Below are 16852 nucleotides of genomic sequence, written 5' to 3'. Positions count from 1 at the left end.
ACAGAGGGGGCGCTGTCGGATCGGTCGCTGTGGCCGGTGCTGCTCCTCGGATCCTCGGTATGCGCCTTCACCGGCGCGAGCCTACCGCCCACCACCGCCGACCCGGTCGCACGCCGCGCCCGCCGTTGCGGCAGGACGGACCGGTCACCGCTGGCAGGCTCTCCGGTGTCACCGGATCACGACTCGGCCAGCAACCGGCCGAGTTCTTCGGCGTCCAGCCCGAAATCGGCCAGCCTGCTCAACGGAATCGACTCCATCATCCGCAGCATGTCGACACCGAGAGCATCACCGCCGCCCAGCATCGCCCCCATCCCCGCCGCGACCTTGCCCAGCGCTTCGGCCGCCTTCGGATCGGCCAGCGCCTCGCCCAGCGTGGACTCCAACGTCACCGGCACCCGCACCTCGTCGCCGGTGACCGCCACGCGCGCAGTACCCCGCAGGTCACGGCTCGACGCCCCGACCGACACTTCGTACTCGCCGCCCTCGACCACCCACCGCTCCAGCCGCGGATCCCAATACGCCAGATCCGCACGCCGAATGGGCACCGACACCCGCACACTCGCCCCCGCCGCCACCTCCACGGTCGCGAACCCGGCCAGCACCCGCACCGGCCGCACCACCGACGACCCCGGCAGCCCGGCATAGACCTGCACGACCTCCCGGCCGTCCCACGACCCGGAATTGGTCACGGTCACCTCCACCACACAGCCCGCCGCGTCCGAGTGCACCGTCAGCTCGCCGTAGTCGAAAGTGGTGTAGGACAACCCGTGCCCGAACGGGAAACACACCTCCATCTCCCGCGCGTCGTACCACCGGTAACCGACGAACAACCCCTCGCCGTAGCGCACCCGCGAATACTCGCCGGGGAAGTTCAGGAACGCCGGAGTGTCCTGCAGGCGCATCGGCGCGGTCTCCGCCAGCCGCCCCGACGGATTCACCACCCCGAACAACACATCCGCCAGACCGCCGCCACCGGCCTGCCCGAGCAATCCGCCATCCAGAATCGCCTGCGCCTGCGCGGCCACCGGCGCGAGCCGCACCATCCCGCCGTGCGCGAGCACCACCACCGTCCGCGGCTGTACCCGGACCACCTCGGTCAACAGCCGCAACTGATCGGCGGGCAACTCGATATCGGTGCGGTCGAACCCCTCCGACTCCTGATCGGCCGCCAACCCCAGAAACACCACCGCCACCGCCGCCTCGGAAGCCACCGCCACCGCCTCGACCCGCAGCGCATCCGCGTCCCCCGTCCCGTCGGTGGTGAAACCGCGCGCATACGTGACCGACCCCGGCCCGGCATGAGCGCGGATCTCCTCCAACGGCACATCCAGCCGCGTCGCGTTCACGTGCGAACTGCCACCACCCTGATAGCGCGGCGACTCGGCGAACTCACCCACCACCGCCAGCGCGCTGCCCGCCGACAGCGGCAACAGCTCACGATCGTTCTTCAGCAACACCACGCATCGCCCCGCCGCCTCTCGGGCCAGCGCGTGATGAGCCGCCGTATCCACCTCGGGAATGTCGAGCTGCCTGCCCTGCCGCACCCGCTCGGCCAGCACCGCCATCCGCCCCGCCGCCGCATCCAGATCCGCCGGATCCAGCTCGCCGGTCTCGACAGCGGCCACGACCTGCGCATCCGAGGCACTTCCACTGCCGGGCATCTCCAGATCCAACCCGGCACGCACCGCGCGCACCCGATCGGCGACCGCCCCCCAGTCGCTGACCACCACCCCGTCGAACCCCCACTCGCCACGCAACACCTCGGTCAGCAGCCACCGGTCCTCGCAGGTGTACACCCCGTTGATCCGGTTGTAGGAGCACATCACCGTCCACGGCCGCGCCTCTCGCACGATATGCGCGAACACCCGCAGATAGATCTCCCGCAACGGCCGCGCGTCGACATCCGAACTCGACCGCATCCGGTCGTGCTCGGCATTGTTCGCCGCGAAATGCTTCACCGACGCCCCCACCCCGGTGCTCTGCACCCCGCCCACCCACGCCGCCCCCAGCACCCCGGTCAGCAGCGGGTCCTCGGAGTAGTACTCGAAATTCCGTCCACCGCGCGGATCACGCTTGATGTTCACCCCCGGCCCGAGCAGCACATCCACCGCCGCCGCCCTCGCCTCGCGCCCCAGCGCCACCCCGACCCGGCGCACCAACTCCGCGTCCCAGCTCTGCGCCAGCCCCACCGCGGGCGGGAAACACGTCGCGGGCACGCTCTCGGACAGGCCGAGATGGTCGGTGGCCACGAGCTGTCTGCGCACACCGTGCGGACCATCGGTCATCGTGACCGACTCGATCGCCCCCACGGACTTCGTGGTCCAGAAATCCGCCCCGCTACCGAGTGCCGCCTTGTCCGCCGTCGACAGATCCGCGATCGGAGAGTCAGTCATGGGCCAACACTAGGGCACGCGGAGGCTCTGACCACGGCATTCGACACCCGGCTCCGCCGTGCCCGCGTCCGGCCCCGGCCGAGAGCCCCGCGCCTGCCTCACGGCACGATGGCCAGCTGCCGGGACTGGGCCACCAGGGCGCCCGTGCTGTCCCAGAGCTCGAAATCCTCCTCGTGGAAACCGTTCACCAGATGCTTGGTGGTCACCCGGCACGCCAGCCAGCCGGGCGCGGGCCGCCTGCGGATATGCGCGGTCAACTCGATCGTCGAAGAACCGCGCACCCCGTGATCGAAGACGACCGGGGGAGCGGCATCGACCAGCGCCGCCAGCGCGACCGGGTCCGCATCGCGACCATCGGTGAAACGCATCCAGAACTCCCAGGTCGTCGCACGCCCCAGCTCGCCGCCCCAGAAACCGCGCAACTCCGGCATCCGGAACTCGACCCGCGCACCGATCCCCGTCGTGGCGACCTTGTTCCGGCCCGCGACCGGATCCACGCAGTCCTGCGGGGCAGGCAGCTCCGGTGCCACACCGAGCTCGATCGTCTGCCCCTCGGCCGCCGCCAGATCGGTGAACGTGGCCAGCACCCGGATGATCTCCTTGTCGTCGCGCAACAGCGTCGCCGCACCTGTCCCGGTCCGCCGGCCGATCCGCGCCGTCTCGGTCACCACCCGCGCCGGACCCGGCGTGCCGGGACGCAGGTAATGCGCCGACACCGACAACAGATCGGGCTGCGGCACCTCACCGCGCAACGCCTGCAGACAAACCGCCAGTAGATAGCCGCCGTTGGCGGTGCCCGCAGGGGTGTTCCAGCGGTCGGTCAGCTCCAGTTCGTAGACGTGGTCGCCGATCGCGGTGCTCGCGGTGTCGCTGTCGAAGGCGTAGCGCGCGGTGGTGGTCATCGTTTTCCTTTCCGGTACTAACGATGATCATCGCGCACCGGCCCGAGCGCGCATCCGGTGGTGCCTGGCAGCGAGCCCGGCCGGCGTGGCGAGCCGTCAACCCAGCCGGGCGATCACCTTCTCCGCGAACCGGGACAGATGCGCGATCTTGGTCTCCAGGCTCTCGGTGTCCGGCTCCCGGGTATACGGATAGCGGAAGCCGACGATCACATCGGTGACACCCTTGTCCTCCAGTCGCTTCACCCCGTCCACCGTGAACCCGTCCATCGAGATCACATGCACCTGGAAATCCTCGCGCGTGCCGTACTCCGCGCGCAGTGCGTCGAGTTCGTCGAGCAGTCGATCCAGCTCCATCGGATCGCCGCCGGCGTGCATCCAGCCGTCTCCCCGCTGCGCCGCTCGCCGCAGCGCCGCCTTGCTGTGCCCGCCGACGAGAATCGGGATCGGCTCGCTGGGCACCGGGGCGATCTTGATGGGCGGTATGTCGAAGAACTGCCCGTGGAACTCGAAATACCCGCCTGCCGTGAGCCCACGGACGATGTCGATGCACTCGTCCATCCGCGCCCCCCGCTTCTCGAACGGCACACCCATGATCGCGAAATCGTCCGGCCACGGACTGATTCCCACCCCCAGGCCGAGTCGATTCCCGCTGAGTACCGCCACCGAGGCCGCCTGCTTGGCCACCAGCACCGGCGGGCGGATCGGCAGCTTCACCACGAACGGCGTCAGCCGCAGCGTCGTGGTCGCCGCGGCGACCGCCGCCGAGAGAACGAAGGCCTCGGGAAACGGCTTGTCCTCCAGAAACTCCCGGCTGCCGTCGGGGGTGTAGGGGTAGGTGGCATCGGAATCGCGTGGGTAGGCGATGCTGTCGGCGATCGTCATCGAGCTGTAGCCCGCCGCCTCCGCCGCCTGCGCCAGCGGCACGTAGAACGACGGGTCGACCATGGTCTCCGCGTAGGTGAATCGCATCAGATCAGCCTTTCTGCTCGCGAGGCGGCGTGATCGAGGCCACACCTCGCCGCCCAATCAATCATCCGGCCCGCGATGCGTCAAGACCGGCTAGGCCGAGCGCGCCCGCCGCGTCAATTCGACCGTCGCGGCACGCAATTCACCGATTTCCTCGATCGGCTCCCCGTAGCCCACCCGCGTGCGAGCGACCCCGCGAGGCGTCTGCACCCGCAGATCCAGCCCGTACCGATCCGCCCGCTCGCACAGCGCCGTTGTCGCATCCGGATAGCCGCCCAGCACCCGCGCCATAGCCGCCAGCGCGTCAGCGTGATCATCGTTGAGATGGGCAACCGCACGGGCCGCGTTCGGCGCGATCCGATCCGGCTGCGCGGCCGCGTACTGTTCGGCGCTCGCCGAATCCATCCGCCCGTAACCACCGACCCAGCGCACCCGCCGCACCCGCAGCACCCATAGCGTGAAATCGCTGTAGTCGATGTAGTGCTCGGCCGCGGGCACCGCCGCCAGGTGTGCCGCCCGCGCCTGCTCCGCCTCCTCGCCTTCCGGCCGCTGCACGACCCCGGCGAGGGTCACCCGGGTGCCCGCCAACGGATCGGACGGCGCATCCGGTGCCACGACGGACAGGCTGGCCCGTGCGTCGGCGGCCAGATTGCGCCCGTGCTCGGCCATCCGTGACACGCACAGCACCGGCTGACCGTTCAGTTCGCCGTAGGTGACGAAGGAGGCCCACGGCGCACCGTCCTGCGAGAGGCTGGCCAGCGTCGCGATGTTCGTCGACGCGACCACGGTCCTGGCTTCCTCGGCGGGGGAGGGCCTGGCCGGATTCACCACCGGTGCGGTCGGCTGGGGGACCGAAGGGGCATCACCGGGGTCGCCGTGATCGAGAGTCATGCCGTACAGCGTGCCATCCGAGGGGAGGGGAGTGGTGCCAGGGCGAAGCCGAGCGCTGTCCGGGGGGAGACCTCGAAGCGAGAGCGCGCTCGATCCGGGGATGCGGGTGTACAAGCCTCGAAGCGAAGATCGCCGCCGAAGTCCTCGGTGGATACGAGACATCGGACTATGGAAATATGCGCATTCAACTATGAAATCTCTCCTCGATATCAACAGTCACCGAACCATAGTTACCTCACAAACAGCATCGACGACCAGCAGAAGCTGCACCCGCCTACCGCTGCCTATCCATGTCGGAGAGTTCGACATGGATAGGCAGCGGTCGTGGTCACGGATTGGCGTTGAACACGTACCAGAGCAGGGTCATCGTCCCCAGGCCGAACAGCGGGGCGATGACCCAGGTTTCGACCTTGTTGCCGGTCCGCTCGATGATCGGCACACTCGTCCGCCATGTGATCGGCCACAGCAGAGGGCAGCCGCGATCGGTCAGGCAGTCGCCGAGAATATGCGTTAGCGAACCCAAGGCCACGCAGAACGGCAGCCAGGCCGGCTTGTCGCTGATCCAGTGGTCCATGGCGAAGGTGCCCGCGGTCGCGAGCGCCGCCACCGTGCCCCAGCTGCGGATGCTGTCGCCGGGTGGGCACAGATGCAGTGCTTTCACTGCCAGCGCGAGCAGGAAGAACACCAGGGCGAGGGTGAACCATCGTCCGACGTAGAGCATTCCGGCCCAGGTGACCACCCCGGCCACGAGCACGAACAGCAGGGAGTGAGTGCCCTGGCGGTGTCCGCCGGAGAGCATGGAGATGAGCTTGCACGCGTAATGCGTCAATGGACCGAGTACTCGGGAGATGGTGCCTTTCGGGTGATCGGCGTCGGGCAGCAAGGCCGCGCCCGCCGTCAGGAAGACTCCGAGCAGGACGTCCGCGGGCCCGAGGCGGGCGTCGGTGTCCAGCATCTCCGGAAAGGTCATGACCGTTAGAGGCAACGTCGCCGCTGCCGCCGACCAGGCGAACGCGCCGCTGGTCGCGTGTGAATGTCCGAGCACCAGTTCGAGATTAGTTCACTTCAAGATCATCTCGCGGTCCCCGCCGCCGCAGTGCGGAGGCGACGACGCGCGGCGCCCCGTGGACCTGCTGGTTCACGGGGCGCCGCGCGTCGAGACGAGAAAGGGAGCCGGGCCCGGTGCGAGGATCGGGCCCGGCACCTGTGTCAGGCGATGTCGAACCGGTCCAGGTTCATGACCTTGTCCCACGCGGCCACGAAGTCATGAACGAACTTCTCCCCGGCATCGTCGGTCGCGTAGACCTCGGCCAGCGAACGCAGCACCGAGTTCGAGCCGAACAGCAGGTCGACGCGGCTGCCGGTCCACTTGACCTCGCCGCTGCCCGCCGCCTTGCCGACATAGGTGCCGTCGTCGTTGCCCGACGGCGCCCACTCGGTGTTCAGGTCGAGCAGGTTCACGAAGAAGTCGTTGGTGAGCGACCCCGGCGTATCGGTGAAGACGCCCAGCGGCGAGTTCAGGTAGTTGGCGTCGAGCACCCGCAGACCGCCGACGAGCACCGTCATCTCCGGCGCGGTCAGGGTCAGCAGGTTCGCCTTGTCGACCAGCAGGTACTCGGCGGGCAGGCGCGAGGCCTTGCCGAGGTAGTTGCGGAAGCCGTCGGCCTTCGGCTCGAGCGCGGCGAAGGATTCGGTGTCGGTCCACTCCTGGGTCGCGTCGGTGCGGCCCGGGGTGAACGGAACCTCGATCGTCACGCCCGCGTTCTTCGCCGCCTGCTCGACCGCGGCCACGCCGCCCAGCACGACCAGATCGGCGAAGGAGACCTTCTTGCCTCCGGTCTGCGCCGCATTGAAGTGCTCCTGTACGCCTTCCAGGGCGCGGATGACGCGGACCAGCTCGTCGGGCTCGTTGACTTCCCAGCCCAGCTGCGGCTGCAGGCGGATGCGGCCGCCGTTGGCGCCACCGCGCTTGTCGCTGCCGCGGAACGAGGAGGCCGCCGCCCACGCGGTCTTCACCAACTGCTGCACCGACAGGCCGGTGCCCAGGATCTGGGTCTTGAGCGCGGCGATGTCGGCGGCGTCGACCAGCTCGTGGTCGACGGCCGGGACCGGGTCCTGCCACAGCAGCTGCTCGGACGGAACCTCGGGGCCGAGGTAGCGGGAGACCGGGCCCATGTCGCGGTGGGTGAGCTTGAACCAGGCGCGCGCGAACGCGTCGGCGAACTCGTCCGGGTTGTCCTTGAAACGGCGCGAGATGACCTCGAACTCGGGATCGAAGCGCAGCGACAGATCGGTCGTGAGCATGGTGGGCAGCTGCTTCTTCGACGGGTCGAAGGCGTTGGGAATGATCGGCTCGGCATCCTTGGCGACCCACTGGTGCGCGCCCGCCGGGCTCTTGGTCAGCTCCCACTCGTAGCCGAACAGGATCTCGAAGAAGTCGTTGCTCCACTGGGTGGGCTTGCTGGTCCAGGTGACTTCCAGGCCGCTGCTGATCGTGTCGGGACCCTTGCCGGTGCCGAACGAGCTCTTCCAGCCCAGGCCCATCTGCTCGAGTTCGCCCGCTTCCGGCTCGGCGCCGACGAGGCTGGCATCACCGGCGCCGTGGGTCTTGCCGAAGGTGTGGCCGCCGGCGATGAGCGCGACGGTCTCGGCGTGATCCATGGCCATCCGGCCGAAGGTCTCCTTGATGTCGACCGCGGCCGCGATCGGATCCGGATTGCCGTTGGGGCCTTCGGGATTGACGTAGATCAGACCCATCTGGACCGCGCCGAGCGGGTTCTCCAGGTCGCGCTCACCGCTGTAGCGCTGGTCGTCGAGCCATTCGGCTTCCGGACCCCAGTACACGTCCTCTTCCGGCTCCCAGACGTCCTCGCGGCCGCCCGCGAAACCGAAGGTCGTGAAGCCCATGGTCTCCAGCGCGACATTGCCGGTCAGGATCAGCAGGTCGGCCCAGGAAATGCTCTGGCCGTACTTCTTCTTGACCGGCCACAGCAGGCGGCGGGCCTTGTCGAGGTTGACGTTGTCGGGCCAACTGTTGAGCGGAGCGAAGCGCTGCTGGCCGGTGCCCGCGCCGCCACGTCCGTCGTGGATGCGGTAGGTACCGGCGCTGTGCCAGGCCATGCGAACCATGAGCGGGCCGTAGTTGCCGAAGTCGGCGGGCCACCAGTCCTGGGAGGTGGTGAGGATCTCGGCGATGTCGCTCTTGACCGCGGCCAGGTCGAGCGCGTTGAAGGCGGCCTTGTAGTCGAAGTCCGCGCCGAGCGGGTTGCCCTCGACGGGGTTTTTGGTCAGCACCTTCAGGTTGAGCTGGTTGGGCCACCACTCATGGTTGCCGCCACCCTGCAACGGGTGCCGCAGACGGCCGGCTACCGGGCAACCCCCTTCGGCGGGTTCGGTGTTGGCCTCACCAATGGGCGGAGTTTCCACAGACACGGCATTTCCTTTCGGGGGAGAAGCGAGTAAGCAGGCTGCTCACTTCGGTGGTGCAGACAGCTGGGCTTTCGAGCAGTCGGGGCAGTGGCCCCAGTAGATGACCTCGGCCTCGTCGACGACGAAACCGTGGTCGTCGGCGGCGTCGAGGCAGGGAGCCTCGCCGACCGCGCAGTCGACGTCGACGATGACGCCGCAGCCGCGGCAGACGAGGTGGTGGTGGTTGTCGCCGACCCGGGTTTCGTACCGGGCGACCGAGCCCATCGGTTGGATGCGGCGCAGCAGACCGGCGCTGGTCAGTGCGCGCAGAACGTCGTAGACGGCCTGGTGGGACACCGTTCCGACGCTGTCGCGCACCCGCCCGAGGATCGCGTCCGTCTCCGAGTGCGGATGCTCGTGCACCACGCTGAGCACGGCGAGTCGCTGCGCGGTGACCCGCAGGCCTGCGTCGCGCAGCATGCGCTCGAAATCGGGAACTGTGGACACAGTCAGAAACTTTACATGTTCAAGTTTAGGAGCGCCAGTGGATTCGCCGAAGTGATCGTGAACACGAGAATTGCGGTCGACTGCACGGCATCGACCTGCGAAAACCCCAGAAAACAGGTACCGCCCGCACTGCGAGCGAGCATGCCACAGTGCGGGCGGTACGGAGGGGAGATCCGGCAAGTTCCGTGCCGAAAATGTGTCAGAGGCTCGTGAGGACGACCAGCTGCCGCGTCGCGCGAGTCATCGCGACATACCGATCGACCGCACCCGCCACGCCCGCACCGAACGCCTCGGGATCGACCAAGACGACCAAGTCGAACTCGAGCCCCTTGGCCAGCGCCGGACTCAGCGACCGCACGCGCAGGGTCGCCTGGAACGTCGGATCGCCGATGACACAGGCGAGGCCGTCGACATTCTGGGCGAGCCAGGCGTCCAGAACCGACCCCAGCTCCGAAACCGACCCGTGGACGACCGGGATACCGCTGCTGCGAATGGAGGTCGGCACATTCGCGTCCGGCAGCGCCGCCCGGATGACCGGCTCGGCCACCGCCATCACCTCTTCGGGCGTCCGGTAGTTGATACTCAGCGACGCCATCTCGACGCGATCGAGGCCGACCCGCTCGAGTCGATCCCGCCACGACTCGGTGAACCCGTGCCTGGCCTGCGCGCGGTCCCCGACGATGGTGAAACTGCGCGACGGGCAGCGCTGCACCAGCATCTGCCATTCGGCGTCGGTCAGCTCCTGGGCCTCGTCCACGATGATGTGGGCGAAGGGCCCGGCGAGCTGGTCGGGCTCCACGCTCGGCAGAGCCGCGTCGTCGACCAGCAGTTCGCGCAGATCCTGCTGGCGCAGCTGGGTCATCAACCCCTCACCGTCGGCATAGGCGTCGGAGGCGATCAGATCATCGATGACGCTCGACATGCGCTCGCGCTCGGCACTCACCGCCGCGGCGTGCCTGCGCGCACGCATCGCTGCCCGCGGGTCACCGAGCCGGCGCCGTGCCATGTTCAGCAACGGCAGATCCGCCGTCGTCCACCGCGTGGGCTCCGCGCGCTGCAACTTCCGCACTTCCTCGGCGCTCAGCCACGGCGCGCACCTGCGCAGGTAGGCCGGCACCGACCACAGATCCGCGACCAGGTCGGCGGCCTCGATCAACGTCCACGCGTTGTCGAGCGCGGTGTGCAGTTCGTCGTTGCGCCGCAGTGACTTCCGCAGTTGCGTGGGCGTGGCGGCGCCGTCGTACCTGTCGACCAGGATCGTGAGCAGCAGTTCCCGGATCTGTTCACGGGCCTCGTTGTGCGGGGTGCCCGGCTCCGGCGCCTGGAACGCCTCTGTCCAGTCCGCGGCGGTCAACGGGATGTCGGACCAGTCGGTCGCCACCACCATGCCCTCGTGCGGCGGCTGCTCGTAGAACGCGACGGCCGCCTCGATTGCCTCGGCCATGCGCGCCGATGACTTCAGGCGAACCACTTCCGGATCGTCCTCCACCACCGCCGACTCGCCTTCGGCGACGAGATCACGCAGGGTGCACAACTGCACGCTCTCCTCGCCGAGGCTGGGCAGGACATCGGCGACATAGGCCAGATACGGTTCGTGCGGGCCCACGAACAGTACGCGGTGGCGCAACGCCGGGTCGGAATAGAGCAGGTAGGCGGCGCGATGCAGCGCGACGACGGTCTTGCCGGTGCCGGGTCCCCCGTCGACGACCAGAGCGCCACGCGATCCCGCGCGGATGATGGCGTCCTGATCGGCCTGGATGGTGCCGAGCACGTCGCGCATCCGCGGCGAGCGGTTGGCGCCCAGCTCGGCGATGAAGGCGGACTGGTCGTCGAGCGCGGCCGCGCTTTCCCCGCCGTCCGGGGTGAACACCTCGTCCCAGTAGTCGCTGATCCGGCCGCCGGACCAGCGATATCTGCGGCGCCGCAGCAGACCCATCGGATCGGCGTGGGTGGCGCCGAAGAACGGCTCGGCGGCGGGGGAGCGCCAGTCCACCAGCAGGTGGTTGCCCGCGTCGTCGAGCAGTCCGAGTCGCCCGATGTACACCGGTTCCGAGGAGCCCTGCGCGACCATGTGGCCCATACACAGGTCGATGCCGAATCGGCGCAGCGAGCGCAGGCGTTCGTTCAGGCGGTGGACTTCCGCGTCCCGCTCGACGGCTTCCTGGCCCGGATGCGCGGGCGCCTTGCGGATCTCATCGAGCCGCCGGGTCAGTGCGGCGGTGGTGTGTTCGAGGGTGGCCGCGATGGTGGTGAAGTGCTGTTCGTCGACCTCGATCAGCGCCGGGTCGGCTTTGTGGGTGAGGTGGCCGGCGAGAGCGAACGCGCTGGCGGTCGATGACGACACGGGCAATTCGGGACCTCTGTTTCCGCAGGTGGATGGCTCGAGCGGACCATTCTGCGGGACACCCCGGGTCTTGCCGCAAGACCCGGGGTGCGCTATAGATTGAGAGTGGGAGAGAGCGTCCGACGCCTCTCACCCTCCTCGCACGAAATCCCTTATGGCACGAAGCGGTGCGTCATTCCTGCAGGGCTCGTGGCTCTCGGCTGCGCGCGATCCACCACGCGACGATCACACCGACGATGCCGAGCACGCACACCACCACCACGGCGGTCGTCTCACCCCAGCCGGTGACCAGAATGCCGACCAGCGCCCATATCTGGCCGAGGGGGTAGAGGGGGAGGGTGCCGCCGTAGCGGGCGGTGATGGCGATGCCGAAGCACGCGCCCAGGATCAGGATCGCCAGCTGCCACCACAGGTCCGCCGGGTCGCCGAAGCTGCCACCGATCTCGGCCGCCCAGTTCTGGAACACCGCGGCCGACGCCCACGACGCGTAGAGACCCACAGTCGCCCGGACCAGACCGGTGAGCCAGCCCGGCGCGGACTCGTCGCACGACCTCGCCGTGAGCCGCACCGCGTCGATGAGCGCGATGGTCATGACCGTGAGAATGATCGGGGTGATCCACGGGACTTCGGCCGCCGCGCCCGCGATCCACGCGGATGCGCCGAGGAAGGCGACGAGCAGGTCGGTCAGCAGGTGGTCGGGGCGGTCTGTGCCGGTGGAGCGTTTCCAGACCACGCAGGCGGTGGTGGCGATCGACAGGGCGTAGATGACACCCCAGATCGAGAACGCGTATCCGGCCGGGGTGATGGACAGGTCGGTGGTGGATTCGGCGGGAGAGGCGCCTCCGCTGAGGCCGGCGACTACCGGCGCGAGCGCCTGAGCGATCGCGGCGAGAAGGGTTGCCCAGGCCAGCGGTGGGGTGACGCGCATTCGAGGGCTCATGAATCGAGCGTAGCCACGAGGCCTGCTGTATCACGGCAGATGCGCTTGCTCGGATCCCGCCGACACCCCGACCCGGCTGGACCAGTGGCGAGGGGGTGAGGGGCTACGCGAGGTCCTCGTCGGTGACGTGGCGCCCCGTCTGCACGGGCGTGATCCAGTCGGTCAGATCGAACCCCTGACGTCTCGCCGCGTCGAGGAATTCGGCCTTCGTCGCCTCGTCGACGACCGGTCGCCGGGCCAGTAACCACAGGTTCTTGCGGTCCGGGGTGCCGACGAGCGCGTGATCGTAGGACTCGTCGATCTTCAGCACCCAGTAGTCGCCTTCGGTGAAGGGGATCCAGCGCAGGCCCGCGGGCAGGAACGTCACCTTCAACTGCGCTGGCTCGCCCTCGACCGGAGTGGCCTTTCCCACCGACCTGGTCGGCTTGCCGTCGCCGTCGAAACAGCGGTTGTCCACGCGGATCGTCCCGTCGTCCTCGAGTGAGTACTGGGCGGTGATCTCGCTGGCGTCATCGTCTTCCCATGTGAGGGGCAGGCGCCCGATCTCGTACCAGAGTCCCAGATACCAGCCGAGATCCAGCTCGGGCAGGGATCGGACGGCGGTGGGCTGCTCGGTCATGGCTGGGCTCCCTGAGGTCGACGGGGTCACTCGATAGTGGTTCCCATACCCGTATCCGCTGTTCCCATGCCCGACCGCGCCGGATAACCTCGAAGGCTGTCAATTCCCGGTCGCCACCGCCAGTTCCGCTGCCAGCGCCCGGCCCTCGTCGTCGGCCAGTGCGGCGTCGCGCAGCCGGGCGAGCCGGTCGGCGGCCTCGGGCTTACCCGCCAGATCCCGCGTGGCCCGCATCAATCGGCCGAAACTCTCCCACCCGTGCTCCCATGTCGCACCGTATCCCTTCAGTACGCGCTGACATTCGACGATCTCGCGCGCGAAGTCGGCGTCGATACTCGCCGCCGACAACGCTGTGTCCATCCACTCTTCGATGGCGGCCTGCTCGCGGGCGAAGCGCAGCGAGCGTGGGCGCAGCGGGCGCATCCTGGCCGTCATCGACAGCGCGGTGTAGCCGGTGATGGAACTGGTGTTGACGATCATGCCCTTGTGCGTCATCTTCCGGACCACGCGGTGGAAGAGCGCGGAACGGCGCAGGCTCGCGCCCAGGCGCTCGGGCAGGGTGTCGGTGATCTCGTCGCTCTGCGGATGTAGGTACTCGCGCACCTGGATGAGCTGGTTCGGTTCCGCGCGTGCCTCGGTCCGGATGCGATCCATGCGGTGCCGCCGGGTCTTCTGCAGGGCGACGTGGATGGTGTCCTGGTAACACATCCACAGCGCGATGTGCCTGGCCGCTTCCACGGTGAGCCGCGCGGCGCCCTCGGCATCGGGGTCCACCGCAGCGAACCGTGCCACCCGCTCCAGGTACCGCCGGGCGTAGGCCTTGTTCTGGTACACCGCCGTGCGGACCAGGCCGTGCAGGATCATCGAGCCCGCCGCGGTGGGCAGTTCGGTGACCTCGGCGGCCAGCGACCGCAGCTTCGGGCCGACCAGGGATCCCGGATCGGTGGCGGCGATCTCGTTGCGGCGTTTGGTCTCCCGATTCTTCTCTTCTTCCGGCGACAGCGGCCGGGGTATCAACGTCAGCGGCACCGGCGCGCTCTGCCGCGAGACCGCGGCCGCTGTTTCAGGGGCAGCCGAGCGGGCGGCGTCGAACCCCGCGGCGAAGGCTCGCAGCGACTGTTCGACCCCTTTGCCGAAATCACGGATCGGCTGCTCGAAGTGCTCCCGGCTGAAGGGCAGCACCCCGCACCCGGCCAGCGCCCCGAACAGCGACGCGCTGATCACGCTGCGCGCCTGTTCCGCCACCGCCATGAAGTCGGCCGCGATCAGCTGTTTGGCCCCGCGCCGCGCGGTTTCCAGTAGTGCCGCCGAATCGGCCCGCCCGTCACCCGGCGCCATCCGCTCATCGATGGAGAACACCCGGTGCGTGGAAGTGATGAGTGTGGTCCGATCCGGCGTGCTGAAGCCGCGCTGCACCGCCCGCCCTGCCTCCATCAGCTCCGAGGCGACGACGATGTCGACTTCACCCGGAGTGGGAAAGACGCTGAGCACCGGCACCGTCCGCCCGGTCCCCGAAGCGGCTGTGGGCGCGAACAACTCGACGTAGTACACCGTGGCGCCGGTGCGCTGAGCGACGCCTGGCACCGAGGTGGATTGTGCCCAGTATCCTGCCTTCTCGGCAACCTCGACGATCCAGTCCGCGAGTACACCGCCGCCCTCGCCGCCCATCGCGAGGATGGCCAGCGTCAGCGGGCGCTGCCCGTCGTACCAACTCGACATCACTGCACCTCCAGACCTGCGATACGACGTTCGATACCGCGCGCGAGCACACCGATCCACCAGCCGCGCAACCGCGCCAGCACCCGGTCCCGCCGCGTCGGGTTGTCGACGACGTCGGTGCGATAGAACGACGGGCACAGCACCGCCGCATGGGCATTCGCGCCGCACACACCGCAGCCGACGCAACTGTCGAGCACCGTGGCGATCGGATCGGTGCGCAGCGGATCGGGATTGTCGGTGACGGTGAGCGAGGGGCAGCCGGAGATGCGGATGCAGGCGTGGTCGCCGGTGCAGGTCTCCGGGTCGACGCCGTAGCGTTCGCGCACCACTCGTTTGCCTTCGCGCAGCGCCTGGGCGCGCCGCGGCTTCTCCCTGCGTTGCCGGTTGAGCTGGCATTCGCTTTGCATCACCAGGACTTTCGGCCCCGGTTCGTCGGTGCTGAGCGCTTCGATGAAGGTGTCGCGGACCTTGGTGACGTCGTAGGTGTCGTCGATGGTCTTGGCCCACTTCACGCCGATGCCACGCACTGCCCGCTCGATCGGATGCTTGGTGGAGCGGGCGGGCAGTTCGGCCTCCGAGGACAGCACATCCTGGCCGCCGGTCGCGGCGGCGTAGCCGTTGTCGACCACGACCAGCAGTTGGTCGTTCTTGTTGTAGACGGCGTTGCCGACGCCGCTGCTCAACCCGTTGTGCCAGAAGCCGCCGTCGCCCATCATGGCTATCGTCCTGCGGTCGGAGTCCTGGGAGTTCAGCGCCGAGGCCGCCGCGGAGCCGAGCCCGTAGCCCATCGTGGTGGCGCCGAGATCGAACGGCGCGTTGACCGAGAACAGATGGCAGCCGATGTCGGCGCTGATGTGGTGCTTGCCGGTCGCACGTTCGGCGAGCACGAGGCCGCTGAAGATCGGCCGCTCCGGGCAGCCCGTGCACAGCCCCGGTGGACGCGGATGCACGATCTGTGGATCGACCCGGGTGGCGAACGGGCCGGCCGGATCGTCGGCCGGGCGCAGCAGCGCGGGCACGGCGGTGATCGCGTCCGGCAAGTAGCGGGACAGGAATGCGTGCAGCCCGCGGGTGACCACCAGCGAGGTGTACTCCCCGGCCATCGTGAGCAGATCCTTGCCGTGCAGTGCGGTCGTCACGTTCGCGCGGCGCAGGATGGTGTTGATGTTCTGTTCGATGAAGTCGGGCTGGCCCTCCTCGACCAGCAGCACCGCGCGCTTGCCCGCGCAGAACTCGATGACCTCTTCGTCGATCACGGGGTAGGCCACGTTCATCACATACAGTGGTACTTGCGTGTCGCCGAAGGCGTCCGAGCAGCCCAGCAGTTCCATCGACCGGTTGAGGGTGTTGTAGAGCCCGCCCTGCACGATGATCCCGACGTCGGCCCGGTCGGCGCCGAACACCTCGTTGAGCTGGTGCTCACGGATGTAGCGCACCGCGGCGGGCCAGCGGTCCTCGATCTTCTCCCGCTCGTGCTGGAAGCTGGCCGGGGGCAACACGATCCGGCTGATGTCGCGCTTGGGTCGACGGGTCGCCTCGGTCACCGTCATCGGTGGACGTTTGTTGTCCTCGGCCTCGAACGCGCCGTGCAGGTGACATGAGCGCAGCCGCAGCAGGAGGAAGACCGGGGTGTTGCTGGCCTCCGACAGTTCGAAGCCCGACTGCACCGCGTCGACGATCGCGGCCACGTCCGGTCGTGGATCGAGCAGCCACATCTGCGATTTCATCGCGAAGGCGTGTGAGCGCTCCTGCATGATGCTCGAGCCCTCGCCGTAGTCCTCGCCGAGGATGATCAGGGCGCCGCCGGTCACGCCGCCGCTGGCCAGGTTGGCCAGCGCGTCGGCGGCGACGTTGGTGCCGACGGTCGACTTCCAGGTCACCGCGCCGCGCAGCGGGTAGTGCACCGAGGCGGCGAGCATGGCGGCCGCGGTGGCCTCCGAGGCGCTGTTCTCGAAGTAGACGCCCAGCTCGTCGAGGACCTCCTTGGCGTCGCCGAGCACATCCATCAGATGCGAGATCGGTGCGCCCTGGTAGCCGCCGACGTAGGCGACGCCGGACTGCAGCAGCGCCTTGGTGACGGCGAGGATGCCCTCGACGTGCAGGGTGGTACCCGCCCCCTGACGGAGTTTTCCGACTTCGTTGGCGAACGAGCGTTCGGCCATGTGT

Annotated in this window: 12 protein-coding genes; all 12 read right to left on the bottom strand. The window is 68.5% G+C overall.

The features are described 5' to 3' along the window. Positions 1 to 176: 176 nt before the first annotated feature. Complete coding sequence (locus IU449_RS05070) at positions 177 to 2393, bottom strand: glycoside hydrolase family 3 C-terminal domain-containing protein (RefSeq protein ID WP_195000765.1); 2217 nt, start codon at positions 2391 to 2393, stop codon at positions 177 to 179. Positions 2394 to 2491: 98 nt separating this feature from the next. Further along, positions 2492 to 3295, bottom strand: coding sequence for a thioesterase family protein (locus IU449_RS05065; RefSeq protein WP_195000764.1), 804 nt, complete (start codon positions 3293 to 3295; stop codon positions 2492 to 2494). A gap of 96 nt (positions 3296 to 3391) precedes the next feature. Continuing rightward, positions 3392 to 4264 (bottom strand): TIGR03619 family F420-dependent LLM class oxidoreductase, encoded by an 873-nt coding sequence (locus IU449_RS05060; protein WP_195000763.1) that lies wholly within the window; start codon positions 4262 to 4264, stop codon positions 3392 to 3394. 90 nt (positions 4265 to 4354) lie between these two features. Then, positions 4355 to 5152 carry a HugZ family protein gene (locus tag IU449_RS05055; protein WP_195000762.1) on the bottom strand — a complete coding sequence of 266 codons (798 nt, stop codon included), beginning with the start codon at positions 5150 to 5152 and terminating at the stop codon, positions 4355 to 4357. 328 nt (positions 5153 to 5480) lie between these two features. Further along, complete coding sequence (locus IU449_RS05050; RefSeq protein ID WP_195000761.1) at positions 5481 to 6197, bottom strand: metal-dependent hydrolase; 717 nt, start codon at positions 6195 to 6197, stop codon at positions 5481 to 5483. Between the two features lie 164 nt (positions 6198 to 6361). Then, complete coding sequence (gene katG / locus IU449_RS05045; RefSeq protein ID WP_324188097.1) at positions 6362 to 8584, bottom strand: catalase/peroxidase HPI; 2223 nt, start codon at positions 8582 to 8584, stop codon at positions 6362 to 6364. Between the two features lie 39 nt (positions 8585 to 8623). Then, on the bottom strand, positions 8624 to 9067 hold the full coding sequence (locus IU449_RS05040; RefSeq protein ID WP_195000760.1) for a Fur family transcriptional regulator: 444 nt from the start codon (positions 9065 to 9067) through the stop codon (positions 8624 to 8626). A gap of 199 nt (positions 9068 to 9266) precedes the next feature. Then, positions 9267 to 11417, bottom strand: a complete 2151-nt coding sequence (helR, locus tag IU449_RS05035) for an RNA polymerase recycling motor ATPase HelR (RefSeq protein ID WP_228803710.1) — start codon at positions 11415 to 11417, stop codon at positions 9267 to 9269. A 166-nt stretch (positions 11418 to 11583) separates the two neighbouring features. Beyond that, on the bottom strand, positions 11584 to 12351 hold the full coding sequence (locus IU449_RS05030; protein WP_195000758.1) for an MFS transporter: 768 nt from the start codon (positions 12349 to 12351) through the stop codon (positions 11584 to 11586). A gap of 103 nt (positions 12352 to 12454) precedes the next feature. After that, positions 12455 to 12970: a lipocalin family protein gene (locus tag IU449_RS05025; protein WP_195000757.1), complete on the bottom strand. Its 516-nt coding sequence runs from the start codon at positions 12968 to 12970 to the stop codon at positions 12455 to 12457. A 99-nt stretch (positions 12971 to 13069) separates the two neighbouring features. Then, positions 13070 to 14686 (bottom strand): indolepyruvate oxidoreductase subunit beta family protein, encoded by a 1617-nt coding sequence (locus IU449_RS05020; protein WP_195000756.1) that lies wholly within the window; start codon positions 14684 to 14686, stop codon positions 13070 to 13072. Next, positions 14686 to 16848, bottom strand: coding sequence for an indolepyruvate ferredoxin oxidoreductase subunit alpha (locus tag IU449_RS05015; RefSeq protein ID WP_195000755.1), 2163 nt, complete (start codon positions 16846 to 16848; stop codon positions 14686 to 14688). Before IU449_RS05015 ends, IU449_RS05020 begins: the two co-directional genes overlap by 1 nt. Positions 16849 to 16852 lie beyond the last annotated feature (4 nt).

This window comes from Nocardia higoensis (assembly GCF_015477835.1).
In the GTDB taxonomy this organism is placed as follows: domain Bacteria; phylum Actinomycetota; class Actinomycetes; order Mycobacteriales; family Mycobacteriaceae; genus Nocardia; species Nocardia higoensis_A.
The sequence above is the reverse complement of the archived record's forward strand: the minus strand, read 5'-3'. Positions and strand labels throughout refer to the sequence as shown.